Annotated in this window: 11 protein-coding genes, 1 tRNA gene and 1 pseudogene; 4 read left to right on the top strand and 9 right to left on the bottom strand. The window is 72.7% G+C overall.

Going from position 1 to position 12904, the window contains the following annotated elements; genetic code table 11:
• Window positions 1–10 precede the first annotated feature (10 nt).
• The 7 genes from AB0910_RS18645 to AB0910_RS18615 all read right to left on the bottom strand — a co-directional run bounded on the left by AB0910_RS18645 (window position 11) and on the right by AB0910_RS18615 (window position 5686).
• Window positions 11–496, bottom strand: coding sequence for a hypothetical protein (locus tag AB0910_RS18645; protein ID WP_366745692.1), 486 nt, complete (start codon window positions 494–496; stop codon window positions 11–13).
• 92 nt (window positions 497–588) lie between these two features.
• Window positions 589–1185 (bottom strand): aminoacyl-tRNA hydrolase, encoded by a 597-nt coding sequence (gene pth / locus AB0910_RS18640; RefSeq protein ID WP_366745691.1) that lies wholly within the window; start codon window positions 1183–1185, stop codon window positions 589–591.
• A 127-nt stretch (window positions 1186–1312) separates the two neighbouring features.
• Window positions 1313–1906 (bottom strand): 50S ribosomal protein L25/general stress protein Ctc, encoded by a 594-nt coding sequence (locus tag AB0910_RS18635; RefSeq protein ID WP_366745690.1) that lies wholly within the window; start codon window positions 1904–1906, stop codon window positions 1313–1315.
• Window positions 1907–2187: 281 nt separating this feature from the next.
• On the bottom strand, window positions 2188–3165 hold the full coding sequence (locus AB0910_RS18630; RefSeq protein ID WP_366745689.1) for a ribose-phosphate diphosphokinase: 978 nt from the start codon (window positions 3163–3165) through the stop codon (window positions 2188–2190).
• Window positions 3166–3294: 129 nt separating this feature from the next.
• Complete coding sequence (glmU, locus tag AB0910_RS18625) at window positions 3295–4743, bottom strand: bifunctional UDP-N-acetylglucosamine diphosphorylase/glucosamine-1-phosphate N-acetyltransferase GlmU (RefSeq protein ID WP_366745688.1); 1449 nt, start codon at window positions 4741–4743, stop codon at window positions 3295–3297.
• A 113-nt stretch (window positions 4744–4856) separates the two neighbouring features.
• Window positions 4857–4928: transfer RNA gene (locus AB0910_RS18620), tRNA-Gln, on the bottom strand.
• A gap of 26 nt (window positions 4929–4954) precedes the next feature.
• Window positions 4955–5686: a hypothetical protein gene (locus tag AB0910_RS18615; protein WP_366745687.1), complete on the bottom strand. Its 732-nt coding sequence runs from the start codon at window positions 5684–5686 to the stop codon at window positions 4955–4957.
• Window positions 5687–5840: 154 nt separating this feature from the next.
• On the opposite strand from AB0910_RS18615, the gene AB0910_RS18610 reads away from it, so the two are divergent.
• Entirely contained in the window at window positions 5841–7247 is a 1407-nt protein-coding gene (locus tag AB0910_RS18610) for a histidine kinase (protein WP_366745686.1), read from the top strand.
• Between the two features lie 73 nt (window positions 7248–7320).
• Here the strand turns inward: AB0910_RS18610 and AB0910_RS18605 are convergent, their stop codons facing one another.
• Window positions 7321–7815 carry an SUKH-3 domain-containing protein gene (locus AB0910_RS18605; protein WP_366745685.1) on the bottom strand — a complete coding sequence of 165 codons (495 nt, stop codon included), beginning with the start codon at window positions 7813–7815 and terminating at the stop codon, window positions 7321–7323.
• A gap of 88 nt (window positions 7816–7903) precedes the next feature.
• On the bottom strand, window positions 7904–8566 hold the full coding sequence (locus tag AB0910_RS18600; RefSeq protein ID WP_366745684.1) for a YwqJ-related putative deaminase: 663 nt from the start codon (window positions 8564–8566) through the stop codon (window positions 7904–7906).
• A 329-nt stretch (window positions 8567–8895) separates the two neighbouring features.
• On the opposite strand from AB0910_RS18600, the gene AB0910_RS18595 reads away from it, so the two are divergent.
• From AB0910_RS18595 to AB0910_RS18585, 3 genes and pseudogenes are all read left to right on the top strand, one after another.
• Window positions 8896–9873, top strand: coding sequence for an SMI1/KNR4 family protein (locus AB0910_RS18595; protein WP_366745683.1), 978 nt, complete (start codon window positions 8896–8898; stop codon window positions 9871–9873).
• Between the two features lie 7 nt (window positions 9874–9880).
• Entirely contained in the window at window positions 9881–12379 is a 2499-nt protein-coding gene (locus AB0910_RS18590) for an SUKH-4 family immunity protein (protein WP_366745682.1), read from the top strand.
• Window positions 12380–12593: 214 nt separating this feature from the next.
• Window positions 12594–12904 (top strand): annotated as a pseudogene (locus AB0910_RS18585) (protein phosphatase); the annotation flags it as partial.

Below are 12904 nucleotides of genomic sequence, written 5' to 3'. Positions count from 1 at the left end.
CGGCCCGCCCCTACAGCAGCAGGAACGTCGCGAACAGCTGCGCGGCGCCCAGCGCCGCGACCACGAGACCCAGCCGCCCGCGGCGCATCCCGCCCGCGATCACCAGGCCCGCGAGCAGCAGCCCGCCGCCCAGCGGCACCCACGCGTGCAGACCGCCCGCCGTGCCCGCGCGCACCACCTCGTGCGTCCCCGGCTTCACCACCGCGGGGAACCTGTCGCCCTTGCGCACCGCGACCGACGTCCTGACCGTCATGTCCGACCGCGGCCCCTCGGGCCCCTCGGGGTCGAACGACCCCGCGCACGCCGTGTCCCCGCACGCCGTCACCGCGAACTCCCCGTGCACCCGCCCCTTGCCCAGCAGCACCTGCTGCGCGTCACCCCACGACGCGTAGCAGCCGCCCACGAGCAGCAGCAGCGCGACCAGCGCCATCAGCACCGACCTGCCGGCCGAGAGGGCGGAACGCGAACCTGAGGCGCGGGAGGACTCTGCGGGCATGGCCGGATCCTTGGCCATGGCACAGCTCTCCGTCAAACCGCGGCCGCGCCACCGCCACCCGCGCGGACCGCGGGCCACCGCCCCCGCGGCCCCTACGAGTTGTACGCCCCCTGCGCCCGTTCGAGCCCCTCCGTCACCAGCGCCTCCACCGCGTCCGCCGCACGGTCCACGAAGTAGTCCAGCTCCTTGCGCTCCACCGACGAGAAGTCCTTCAGCACGAAGTCCGCCACCTGCATGCGCCCCGGCGGCCGCCCGATGCCGAACCGCACCCGGTGGTAGCCGGGACCCATCGCCTTCGTCATCGACTTCAGCCCGTTGTGGCCGTTGTCCCCGCCGGCCAGCTTCAGCCGCAGCGTCCCGAAGTCGATGTCCAACTCGTCGTGCACCGCCACGACATGCGCCGTGTCCACCTTGTAGAAGTCCCGCAGCGCCACCACCGGCCCACCGGACAGGTTCATGAACGACATCGGCTTCGCCAGCACCACCCGCCGGCTCCCAGGGCCCATCGGCCCGAGCCGCCCCTCCACCACCTGCGCCTGCGCCTTGCCCGCCCGCTTGAACGAACCGCCCATCCGGGCCGCGAGCAGATCCGCCACCATGAACCCCACGTTGTGGCGGTTGGCCGCGTACCCCGGGCCCGGATTGCCGAGACCCACGACCAGCCAGGGCGCGGAACCATCCGTCGTCATCGTCTCCAACCCTCGCAACTCGCCGTACGGAACGTACGGACAGTGAACCAGCACCCGCCGTGACACAGCGACGGGGCGGGCGGACCACCAGGCCCACCCGCCCCGCACCGTACGGAGCGTACGGAACTCACGCCTCGGCGGACTCCTCCGCGTCCTCGGCGGACTCCTCGGTCGGCTCCTCGGCCTGCGCGGCCAGCACCTGGAGGACGACCGCGTCCTCGTCCGTCACCAGCGTCGTGCCGGACGGCAGCGTGATGTCCTTCGCCAGCACCGAGTCACCGGTCGCGAGGCCCTCGACGGAGACCGTCACCGACTCGGGGATGTGCGTCGCCTCGGTCTCCACCGACAGCGTGTTCAGCACGTGCTCCAGCAGGTTCTGGCCCGGGGCGAGCTCGCCCTCGGTCAGGATGTTGATCTCGACGGTGACCTTCTCGCCGCGCTTGACCGCGAGCAGGTCCACGTGCTCGATGAAGCCCTTCAGCGGGTCGCGCTGCACGGCCTTCGGGATCACCAGCTCGTTGCGGCCCTCGATGTCCAGGCTCAGCAGGACGTTCGCCGTCTTGAGCGCCATCATCAGGTCGTGGCCCGGCAGGGTCACGTGCACCGGCTCCGCGCCGTGCCCGTAGACGACGCCGGGCACCTTGTCGGCGCGGCGGATACGGCGGGCAGCGCCCTTGCCGAACTCGGTACGGGTCTCGGAAGCGATCTTCAGCTCGGCCATGACGGCGGCTCCTCGTAATCGGTGACGGATGGATGTCGTCGGCGTCACCCGGCCACGAACGGGCCTGCTGCAAGGAGCGCGCGTCGATAACGGACCGCCGTACGCACGCGTACGGCCTCCCTCGCCGAGCAACTCCACGAGTCTACCCGGCCAGGGAGGCCGTCCAGAAATCGATCACCGGTACACCGGCGCCAGGGGCCCGCGTGCAGAAGCGTTACGCCTCCGGCAGCGGCCCCACGCAGGACTCGTCACACGCGCAAACACGCCCCCGATCGGGCCGCTCAGGCCTCCTCGTCGAAGAGGCTCGTCACCGAACCGTCCTCGAACACCTCACGCACCGCACGCGCGATCGTCGGCGCGATCGACAACACCGTGATCTTGTCCAGATCCAGCGAAGCAGCCGTCGGCAGCGTGTTCGTGAGCACGAACTCGCTCACCTTCGAATTCTTCAGACGATCCGCCGCAGGACCGGAGAGCACACCGTGCGTCGCCGTCACGATCACATCCGCCGCACCGTGCGCGAACAGTGCGTCCGCCGCCGCACAGATCGTGCCCGCCGTGTCGATCATGTCATCGACCAGGACACACACCCGGCCCTTCACATCACCGACCACCTCGTGCACCGTCACCTGATTCGCGACATCCTTGTCACGCCTCTTGTGCACGATCGCCAACGGCGCGCCCAACCGGTCGCACCACCGGTCCGCCACCCGCACCCGGCCCGCGTCGGGCGACACCACCGTCAGCTTCGACCTGTCCACCTTCTCGCCCACATAGTCCGCGAGCACCGGCAGCGCGAACAAGTGGTCCACAGGACCGTCGAAGAACCCCTGGATCTGGTCCGTGTGCAGATCCACCGTGAGGATCCGGTGCGCACCCGCCGTCTTCAGCAGATCCGCGATCAGCCGCGCCGAGATCGGCTCACGCCCGCGGTGCTTCTTGTCCTGCCGCGCATACCCGTAGAACGGCATGATCACCGTGATCGAACGGGCCGAGGCCCGCTTCAACGCATCGATCATGATCAGCGTCTCCATGACCCACTTGTTGATCGGAGCCGTATGGCTCTGGATCAGGAAACAGTCCGCCCCACGCGCCGACTCCTGGTAGCGCACATAGATCTCGCCGTTCGCGAAATCGAACGCCTTCGTGGGGACGATCCCGACACCCAACTGGTGCGCGACCTCCTCGGCCAGCTCGGGGTGGGCGCGGCCGGTAAAGAACATCAGCTTCTTCTCGCCGGTCGTCTTGATCCCGGTCACAGCACAGACTCCTCAGACGTGTCGGATGCTGCTGGACCCGACGTACCGGGACCGGTACCTGCGAGCCAGCCGAATCGTGCAGATATACCGTACGCGAGAGCGAGCGGCCGGGTACTGGCCAGCCCCGCTTCAGGCGCCGTTCGCCGACCCGTCGCCCGCCGCCTCCGCGGCCCGCGCCGCAGCAGAACCCGGCCGCTTGCGCGCCACCCAGCCCTCGATATTCCGCTGCTGGCCCCGCGCCACGGCCAACGAACCCGCCGGCACATCCTTCGTGATCACCGAACCGGCCGCCGTGTAGACACCGTCCCCCACCGTGACAGGCGCCACAAACATATTGTCCGACCCCGTCCGGCAGTGCGAACCGATCGTCGTGTGGTGCTTGCGCACCCCGTCGTAGTTCACGAACACACTCGCCGCCCCGATGTTCGTGAAATCACCGATCGTCGCATCCCCCACATACGACAGATGCGGCACCTTCGTCCCCTCACCCACCGACGCGTTCTTCATCTCCACATACGTGCCCGCCTTCGCCCGCACCCCCAGCCGCGTACCCGGCCGCAAATACGCGAACGGACCCACCTGCGCCTCGTCACCCACCACCGCGCCGTCCGCCACCGTGTTGTCCACCCGCGCGTCCACACCCACCACCGTGTCGTGCAGCCGCGAATTCGGACCCACCTCCGCACCGTCCCCAAGCCGCGTCGCACCCGAAAGCTGCGTGTTCGGATGCACCACCACATCCACCCCGAACTCCACACCCACACCCACCTGCACCGACGCCGGATCCACCACCGTCACCCCCGCGAGCATCGCCCGCTCCAGCAACCGCCGATTCAACAACCCCCGCGCCTCCGCCAACTGCACCCGGTTGTTGATCCCCACGATCTCCCGGAAGTCACCCGCCACCGACGCACCCACCCGGTGCCCCGCCCCCCGCAGAATCCCCAGCACATCCGTCAGATACTCCTCACCCTGACTGTTGTCCGTCCGCACCTTCCCCAGCGCGTCACCCAACAGCCTCCCGTCGAACGCGAACACCCCCGAATTGATCTCCCGGATCGCCCGCTGCCCCTCACTCGCGTCCTTGTGCTCCACGATCGCCGTCACCGCACCGCTCGCCGCATCCCGCACGATCCGGCCGTACCCCGAAGCATCCGGCACCTCGGCCGTCAGCACCGTGACCGCGTTCCCCTCCGCCTCATGCCCCGCCACCAGCGCGCCCAGCGTCCTGGCCGTCAGCAGCGGCGTGTCACCCGCGAGCACCACCACCGTCCCGTCCGGCACGGAACCCAGCTCGGCGAGCGCCGTACGCACCGCGTGCCCCGTACCGTTCTGCTCCGCCTGGAACGCCGTACGCACCCCACCGAACGCGCCCGCCAGGTGCTCCTCCACCTCCTCGCGCGCATGCCCCACGACCACGACGAGCTCTTGCGGCTCCAACGCACGCGAGGCCGCCACCACATGCCCCACGAGCGACCGCCCGCAGACCTCGTGCAGGACCTTCGGCGTCCTCGACTTCATACGCGTGCCTTCCCCCGCGGCGAGGACGACGACGGCGGCCGGGCGATTGGCGCTCACGGTGCACCTTTCGACTGTTCAGATGGTGGGACGTGGGCAGCTTAGCGGTCGCACCCACCCCGCAAACGGCCTCGGGCCCCGACCGCGCCGGCGGTCGGGGCCCGAGGTGGAGGCTCCCCTGCCAGGACTCGAACCTGGAACAAGTTATCCAAAGTAACCCGTGTTGCCTATTACACCACAGGGGATGGCTTAAGCCTCCAAACCGGACATTTCATCGGCCCGCCTTGGTGGCGTCCCTAACTATGCCGCACCACCAGCCTTCGATGCGACGGTATAGGTCCGCGCTCTGCTGTACGGCGATGATCAGGCAGCCTCGATAGTTTTCCCCCGAGTTCTTCCGGAGCGTCCTCGGATTGTGCTTCTTGAGCGTGGCTCGCTGAAACTGTGACCGGTCCATGCGCGTGAGCGCGGCCCAGTAGCTCTCGGCGCCCGGTACGTCCGCCGTCTCGTGAATGGAGAGGCGGAATCTGAGCCGGTCCCGCTCGATGCCCAACAAGTCAAGCCAGGCGAGGTAGAGGCCGATGACGTCGGGGTCGCTGTTGATGAAGACGGCGCGCTCCCGGCGGGCGTAGGTCTTGTCCTTGGACCCCTCGGCCCAGTACAGCGCCACGCCTGCCATGAAGAGTTCCCGATCGGTCATCGTGCCGATCTCTGCCAGCGCGGCTTCCTTGGTGCGCTGCCGCTCCTCGTCGCGGATCGGGAGTTCGCGGTCCCAGCGTTTGCGGGCGGCGAGCAGGCCCTGCTCCCTGGGATCGCGCCGCGGGGGCCGCGGCAGGTCGCGGACCCAGAGGGAGATGGAGCTCTTGGAGCAGCCGAGCCGCTGCTGGATGCGGTCGTAGGTGAGGCCCTGGCTGCGCAGTGCGCGGGCCTGTTCGCGGAGGTCGTCCCTGGCGCGGGCGCGTAAGGGGTTGTCGCTGAAGTCTGTGCTGTTCGGTGTGGCCATGCCGGGATCTTCTGCCGGACTCCCGGGCTCCGGTGGCGAGCGCCGATCAGTTCAGCAGTTCGAGCGAATGTTCACGTGCTGATCGAATGTGTGCCCGGGTGGCATACCGGTCGGTCACCGGAAAAGGGGATGCGCCCGCCTTTAGGGTGGACACATGACCACGACGGGGGCGTATCAGGAGACCGCGGGAGTGACCACCCGCGGTTACTGGTGGTGGGGGCGGCGGCGCAGCGTCGTCCTCGATGTGGGGCTGGCGCTGGTGTCGGCTCTGGAGTGTGCGGCGGAGGGCGGCAGGTTCGCGGGGGACGTGTCGCTGCCGGGGGCGCTGGGGGTGGTGCTGGGCTTCCTCGTGGGGGCCGTGGTAGTGGTGCGGCGCCGGTGGCCGTATGCGGTGGTGCTGGTCTCGGTGGCGGTGACGCCGGCCGAGATGGGGTTCGTGCTGGGCGTGCTCGGCTTGTACGCGCTGGCGTCGTCCGAGGCGCCGCGGCGGATCATCGCGGCGCTTTCCGGGATGTCGTTCGCTGCGACGTTCATCGTGACGTTTCTGCGGACGCGGCAGGAGATGGGGAGTCCGGGGTTCGACTCCGAGCCGTGGTATGTGCCGGTGCTGACGGTGCTGATCTCGGTGGGGTTCACGGCGCCGCCGGTGCTGCTCGGCCTGTATGTGGGGGCGCGGCGCCGGCTGATGGAGAGCCTGCGGGAGCGTGCGGACAGCCTTGAGCAGGAGTTGTCGCTGCTGGCCGACCGTGCGGAGCAGCGTGCGGAGTGGGCGCGTACGGAGGAGCGGACGCGGATCGCGCGGGAGATGCACGATGTGGTGGCGCACCGGGTGAGCCTGATGGTGGTGCATGCGGCGGCGCTGCAGGCGGTGGCGTTGAAGGATCCGCCGAAGGCGGTGAAGAACGCGGCGCTGGTGGGGGACATGGGGCGGCAGGCGTTGACGGAGTTGCGGGAGATGCTGGGGGTTCTGCGTACGGGGGAGGCGGCGGCCGCGCGGGAGGCGGCGGGGGTGCCGGCGCGCGGGCCCGGGCGGGAGCCTGTGGCGGAGGCCGCCGGGCCCGGGGCCGGTGCCGGGGCGGGGGTGCCGCTCGCCGCGGTGGGTGCGGCCGCTGCGGCTGCCGCGGCCGCGGCGGCGGGGGACGGGCCGTGTCTCGGGGACATCGAGTCGCTGGTGGGGCAGTCGCGGGACGCGGGAATGGCGGTGGAGCTTGTGGTGCAGGGGGAGGCGCGGTCGTATGCCCCCGAGGTGGAGCAGACGGCGTACCGCGTGGTGCAGGAGGCGCTGACGAACGCGCACAAGCACGCGGTGGGTGCGGAGGTGGTGGTGCGGCTCGCGTACCGGGGTGTGGAGGTGGCGATGCAGGTGGAGAACGGTCCATCGGTCGCCGGCGCGGTGGGCGCGGGCCTGCCGTCCGGCGGGAACGGCCTGGTGGGGATGCGGGAGCGGGTGACGGCGCTGGGTGGCGCGTTCGTGTCGGGCGGGACGGACGCGGGCGGTTTCCGGGTGTCGGCGGTGCTGCCGGACGCGGCGGGGGCGGCGGCGGAGGCCCGGTCGGCTTAGCCCTGGGGGCCGCCGGGGCCGGCGCCGGGCCGCGGGCCAGGACCGTCCCGGGCCCGCCCGCCCGGGATCGGTGTCAGCCGGTCGCGGGGGTGAGGCGTACGGGTGTGAGCCCGGTGATGAGCGTGCCGAGCGCGGTGTCGATGTCGGGGCCGAGGTACCAGTCGCCGGTGTGGTCGACGCTGTAGACGCGGCCCTCGCGGTCGATGGCGAGCACGGCCTGTCTGTCGCCTTCCTCGCCGAGCGGGCTGATCTCGGTGTCGAGGGAGCGGCCCAGGTCGGAGAGGGTGCGGGCGAGGTGGAGGGCGGCGAGCGGGTCGACGCGGAGCGCGGTGGGCGCGATCTGGCGGCCGGGGCCGAGCGGGGCGATGCGGAGGTTGCCGAATTCGGCCCAGGCCTCGACCGCGGCGGGGAAGACGCGGTGGCGGTGGCCGGCGGGGGTGATGTAGGCGCTGACGGTGTCGGCCCATTCCTCGGCCTGCTTGATGTCCCAGCGGCCCGGCTGCCATCCGGCTTCGCGGAGCGCGGCGTCGACGGGGACGGGGAAGCGGGTGGTGGAGAGGTCGGGCATGGATGGGTCTGCCGTTCTGCGTCGGGACCGCCGGTCGTCGTCGTGCCGGCGGTGGGGTGGTTCTGTCGCGGGGGCGGCCCGTACGCGGTCAGCCGGTCGCGGCCTGCTCGGCGGGGTCGACGTGGCGGACGCCGAAGTGGGCGAGGAGGGGGGTGCAGGAGCGGCAGGGCGGGTGGTAGGTGCCGTGGAGGGGGTCGCCGTCCTCGCGGATGCGGCGCGCGGTGACCTTGGCGTGTTTGAGGGAGCGGCGGGCCTCGCCGGGGGTGAGGGGTTTCTTGCGGGCCCGTTTGGAGCGGTTGTCCTCGGTGGTGGCGAGGTGGCGGGAGAGGAGGATCGCCTCGGCGCAGCGTCCGGTGAAGCGTTCCCGTTGGGCGGTGGGGAGGGTGTCGAGGAAGTCCTGCACGAGGGGGTGGAGCGCGGGCGGCCGGTCGGCCTTGCCCGCGGTGCAGGTGAGGGTCTCGCCGCGGACGGAGAGTGCGGCGGCGACCGCGGGCAGGATGCCGTCGCGCCGGTGGCCCTGGCGGGGCGGGAGGTGGGGTTCTGTGGTGCGCCAGCCGAGGCGGGGGTCGCCCTGGGGGTGCGGCGCTGTTCCCGGGGCCGCGGCGGCCTGCGGTGCGGCGCCCGCGGTCCCCACGGTCTGCGGTGTGGTCCCTGGTGTCCTCGGGATCGCGTCGGTCTGCGGGTCCTGCGGGTCCTGCGGGTCCTGGGTGCGGGGTGTTTCGTGCGGCTCTGTCGTTGGTGCGGTGCGCAATGTTCCGTGTCCCTCCCGTGCCCGCGGTGCGTCGTGTGCGGGCTCACGTCCCCCGGTTCGCGGGAACCCAGTTCGCGGGGAACCCGGTTCGCGGGAAACAGATTGCCAAATGAGGGCGGGAATCGGGTAGCGGGGGCGAACTTCGCGGCGTGCCGTCGTCGTACGGTCACGGAGCTGTGACGTTTGGTGAGCATTGTGGAGGTGTGGTGGCGATCTGGTGTTCACGGCCCGGTCGTGGGGGTGCGGGGCGGGCCGCCCGGCCAGGACCGGGCGGCGGTGCCACCGCTTAGGCTGTCCGGAACAGCCAGCTTCAGCAGGGGGCAACCGCCATGACGACAGGTCGGCTCGGGCAGCAAGCCGCGCCTCCGAACGCGGCGTACGCCGGGCAGGTCGTGCGTTTCCCGGACCCGGTGCGGGCCGCTCGCCATCCGGCGGGTGTGCGCGTGGACGGGGAGGGCTATCCGGATTTCGGCCCGTATGCGCGGGCGGCCGCCGAGGTCGCGGAGCCGCCCGAGGGCTTCGGCGTCGACGAGCTGCGGCTGACGGACTACGTGTCGGCGAACGCGGCGTTGAGCGCGGCGGGGCACGAGCTGTGGGACACGGTGGACGCGGTGGCGACACCGCACGGCTGGACGTGGCACCACGAGGCCCGTACGCGCAGGCTGCTGCTGGTCCCGGTGGAGGTGAAGGCGCTGCTGCGGCACCACGGGGGTCTCGCGACGGCGCCGGTCGACCACGGGAAGCGGGGGACGCGGCCGCTCCAGGAGACGCGGCCCGTGCATGTGCGGCTGCCGAAGTCGGGGCCCGCGGTGAGCGAGCAGCTGGTGGCGTCGGCCGAGGAGGAGCTCGGGTACCGCCTGCCGGGCGCGTACCGGGCGTTCCTGAAGGCGGCGGGCGGCTGCGCGCCGGTGGGGACGGCGCTGGACGCGGAGTTGGGGCTGCTGGTGGACCAGCCGTTCTTCACGGTGCGCGACGAGGCGGCCGTCAACGACCTGGTGTACGTGAACAAGTGCCTGCGCGACCATCTCACGAAGGACTACCTGGGGGTGGCGTTCGTGCAGGGCGGGCTGCTCGCGGTGAAGGTGCGCGGTGAGCGGGCGGGCTCGGTGTGGTTCTGCGCGCACGACGACGCGCGGGACCGGGACGGCTGGCCGGTGCAGGAGCGGGTGGAGCAGCTGCTCGTGCCGTGCGGTGAGGACTTCGACGCGTTCCTGCTGCGGCTGGCCGGCAATCCGCCGGAGCTGGGGACCGTGGCGAACCTGATGGTGGACGGCGGCTTCGCGCGCGCCGTCCCGGTGGAGGGGTGAGCGGCAGATGGTGACGTTCGCGCAGGCGCAGGAGCGCGCCGAGGAGTGGGTGAACGGCGATGTGCCGGCGTACCAGCACCGTGCGGTGCGGGTGCGGGAGTTCGACCTGGGGTTCGTGGCGTGGGCCGAGGACCGCGAGGGCGGGCCCGCGGTCGACGGCGGGCGGCAGCGGCTGGTGATCGCGCACGACAGCGGCGAGGTGACGCTGTGGCCGGGGCTCAGCGTCGGCGAGGTGATCCGCAGGTACGAGGAGGAGTACGGGGCCCGGGGTGCGGCGGAGCCCGCCGATGCGCCGCCGCCGGAGCGTATCGACCTGAACCAGACGTCGTTCCTGCTGACGCCGCCCGAGTGGCTTCAGGACGCGGCGGACAAGCTGGGCATCCCCGACCAGCGTGCGGGGGTGCAGGGCGCCACGCAGGGGGGCGGTGCGGGCACCGTCGAGGGCCCGTCCGCGCCGCCGGAGCCGGTGGCCGAGTCCGCGGGGGCGTCCGCGGGGCCGTCGTCCGCCGAGCCGGGGGACGGCCGGGCGGACGGTCCGGCCGCGCCGCCGCAGGTGTCGGCGGAGCAGCCGCCCTCACCGCCGTCGGCGGAGCAGCCGCCCGCGCCGGGCGCCGCGTCGCCGTCGACCGCCGCCCCGGCGCAGGGGCGGGCCGCCCCGCCGCGGGGGCCGGGCGCGGCTCCGGAGGCCACCGAGGAGTCGGGTGGCCGCCCTGCCGATACGGCTCCGCGTTCCGTGGCGGACCCGGCACCGGCGGCCGGTGGCGGGTCGGGTGCGGGTGGTGCGGGGGCCGCGCCCGCGCCCTGGGCGGGTGCGGACACGACCGCGGCGTCGGACAGCGGGTCGGTGCCGCTGCCCGCGACGGTGTTCGCACCGCCGCTGTCCGGCGCGGACGACGCGCCGGGGGTGCCCGCGGACGCGCCGACCGCGCTGATGGACGGGGGCAGCGGGCTGCCGCCGACCGCGGTCGGGCCTGCCGTGCCGCCCGCGTCCGGTGGGGCGCACGCTCCGCAGGGGCCGCCCGCGGCGCCCGGGGCCGACGCCTCGGCGGGGGACATCGCGGCGGGCGACATCGCGGCCGCGCCGACGAGCAAGGCCACGCCGCCGCCGCGGCGCGGGGGAGGGCCGGCGACGCCGCCGCCGCCCGCGCCGCCCGGCGCGCCGGGTGCGGCGGGCGGCTATGTGCCGACGCAGCTGGTGTCGGCGCAGGGCGCCCCGCACACCTCCCGGCCGCCGGGCCCGCCGGGACCGCCCGCGCCTCCCGGACCGCCTGGACCCCCGGCGCCTCCCGGGCCTCCCGGGCCTCCCGGGGCGCCGGGGGTGCCGGGGATGCACCACGCGGCGACCGTGTTCGCCGACCCGCAGGCGGGCGGGCCGCCCCCGCCGCCCCCGCCCCCGCCCCCGCCGGGAATCCCGTCCGCGCCGGGGCCCGCGCCTGCGCCCGGCCCCGGACCCGTACCCGGAGCCGGCCCCCTGCCAGGACCGCCGCAGGCACCGGCGGCGCCGTACGGCTACCCGCAGGCGCCGCCAGGCGTGCCGGTGGTCGGGCCCGGCTACCAGGCGGTGCTGCGCTACCGCGCGCCCGACGGCTCCGAGGCGCAGCTGATCCGGCGCTCGGCGCCGGGCACCCCGCACCCGGAGTGGCAGATCCTGCACGAGTTGCGGGCCATGAACGTGCCGCCGCAGCAGGTGCTCGAACTCCACACGGAGCTGGAGTCGTGCGAGCTGCCCGGCGGTTACTGCGCGCGGATGATCCGCGAGATGTGGCCGCAGGTGCGGATCACCAGCGTCGCGCCGTACGGGCAGGACCATGCGGGCCGTCGCCAGGGGATGCAGCATCTGCTCACGCACCAGGGCGAGTTGCACCAGGTTGCCGACGGCCCCGCGCGCCCGGCGCCGGTGCGGGCGCCGCTGCCGCAGGTGCCGCCTGCGCCGGCGGTGCCGCCGCAGGCGATCCAGCAGGAGATGCTGGGCGCGTTCGGGCCTCAGGGCGTCTGCCGCTACGACCAGCGTGCCGTCTCCCGGCAGGGCGTGCCCGAGGTGGTGGCGCAGACGCTCGTGTGGGCGGGGCTGCCCGCCGACTTCGGGCCGTTCTTCTGGGCGCAGCCCGCGCAGCCGGTGATTCCGACGCTGGCCGAGGTGGCGGCGCAGCGGCAGGTCGCCGCCGCGTCCGACGCCTCCTCGTACCTCGTGGTGGGCACGGACTTCGGGCGGGCGCTGTGCGTGCAGTACGGCACGGCGCACATCATGGCGGTGCCGGTGGAAGCGGGCCCCGAAGGCGCCCCGGCCGCACCGCAGTTCGTCAACACGAGCCTGCCGCAGTTCGCCCGGTGCATGGCGATGCTCGGCCGCATGTGGCGGCTGCGCTTCGGCCTGACGCCCGAGCAGGCGGGCCGCTGGACGGTCGACTTCCAGGCCCAGCTGGCCTCCCTGGACCCGGCGGCGCTCGGATCCCCCGAGAGCTGGTGGTCGGTCCTCCTGGAACAAATGTGGGACGGCCTCCTCTGACCCACCGACCCCGCCCGGGCCACCCCGGGCGGGGCGCCGCAGACGCCACATCACGGGCCAGCCAACCGCTGCCCGTTGAGAGACGGCCACGGCCCGCCCTACCGTGGAGCCGTACGGGCACGGCGTCCCGGAGAAGCATTACGGCAGGGAAGCCCGTGATCGATCTGCCGGGCGCGAAGGGCGGCCACGGCTCAGGGGGTGGCAGGTGAGTGCGGTGCCTGTCGATCCGGCGGAGATTCCTCAGTTCACCGGTGATCTGGAGCAGTTGGAGTCGGATGTCACCGGTCTGAGGACGAATGCGTCGTTGTGGCGTACCTCGGGTGGGGATGTCGATTCCGATTTCCAGGGCCTGTCCGCTTTCTACAGGGCTCCTGAGGCGGAGGAGTTGTTTGCGACGACGCGTCCGGTGGCGGTGAAGTCGGATGCGTTTGCGACGCAGTTGGAGAGTGTGGGTGCGGCGCTGGATGCGTATGCGGGTGAGGTGCGGCCGCTGGCGGCGCGGTTGAGGCAGCTCAAGCAGCAGGC

This window comes from Streptomyces sp. NPDC047002 (assembly GCF_040704505.1).
In the GTDB taxonomy this organism is placed as follows: Bacteria; Actinomycetota; Actinomycetes; order Streptomycetales; family Streptomycetaceae; genus Streptomyces.
This window is presented reverse-complemented; position numbering and strand designations above follow the sequence as displayed.

Coding starts and splice junctions, on each gene's coding strand:
- AB0910_RS18605 (WP_366745685.1), bottom strand. CDS start 7,815: ATGCCCGACCTCTCCACCACCCGCTTCCCCGTCCCCGTCGACGCCGCG.
- AB0910_RS18610 (WP_366745686.1), top strand. CDS start 5,841: ATGACCACGACGGGGGCGTATCAGGAGACCGCGGGAGTGACCACCCGC.
- AB0910_RS18645 (WP_366745692.1), bottom strand. CDS start 496: ATGCCCGCAGAGTCCTCCCGCGCCTCAGGTTCGCGTTCCGCCCTCTCG.
- AB0910_RS18635 (WP_366745690.1), bottom strand. CDS start 1,906: ATGGCCGAGCTGAAGATCGCTTCCGAGACCCGTACCGAGTTCGGCAAG.
- AB0910_RS18615 (WP_366745687.1), bottom strand. CDS start 5,686: ATGGCCACACCGAACAGCACAGACTTCAGCGACAACCCCTTACGCGCC.
- AB0910_RS18590 (WP_366745682.1), top strand. CDS start 9,881: ATGGTGACGTTCGCGCAGGCGCAGGAGCGCGCCGAGGAGTGGGTGAAC.
- AB0910_RS18595 (WP_366745683.1), top strand. CDS start 8,896: ATGACGACAGGTCGGCTCGGGCAGCAAGCCGCGCCTCCGAACGCGGCG.
- pth (WP_366745691.1), bottom strand. CDS start 1,185: ATGACGACGGATGGTTCCGCGCCCTGGCTGGTCGTGGGTCTCGGCAAT.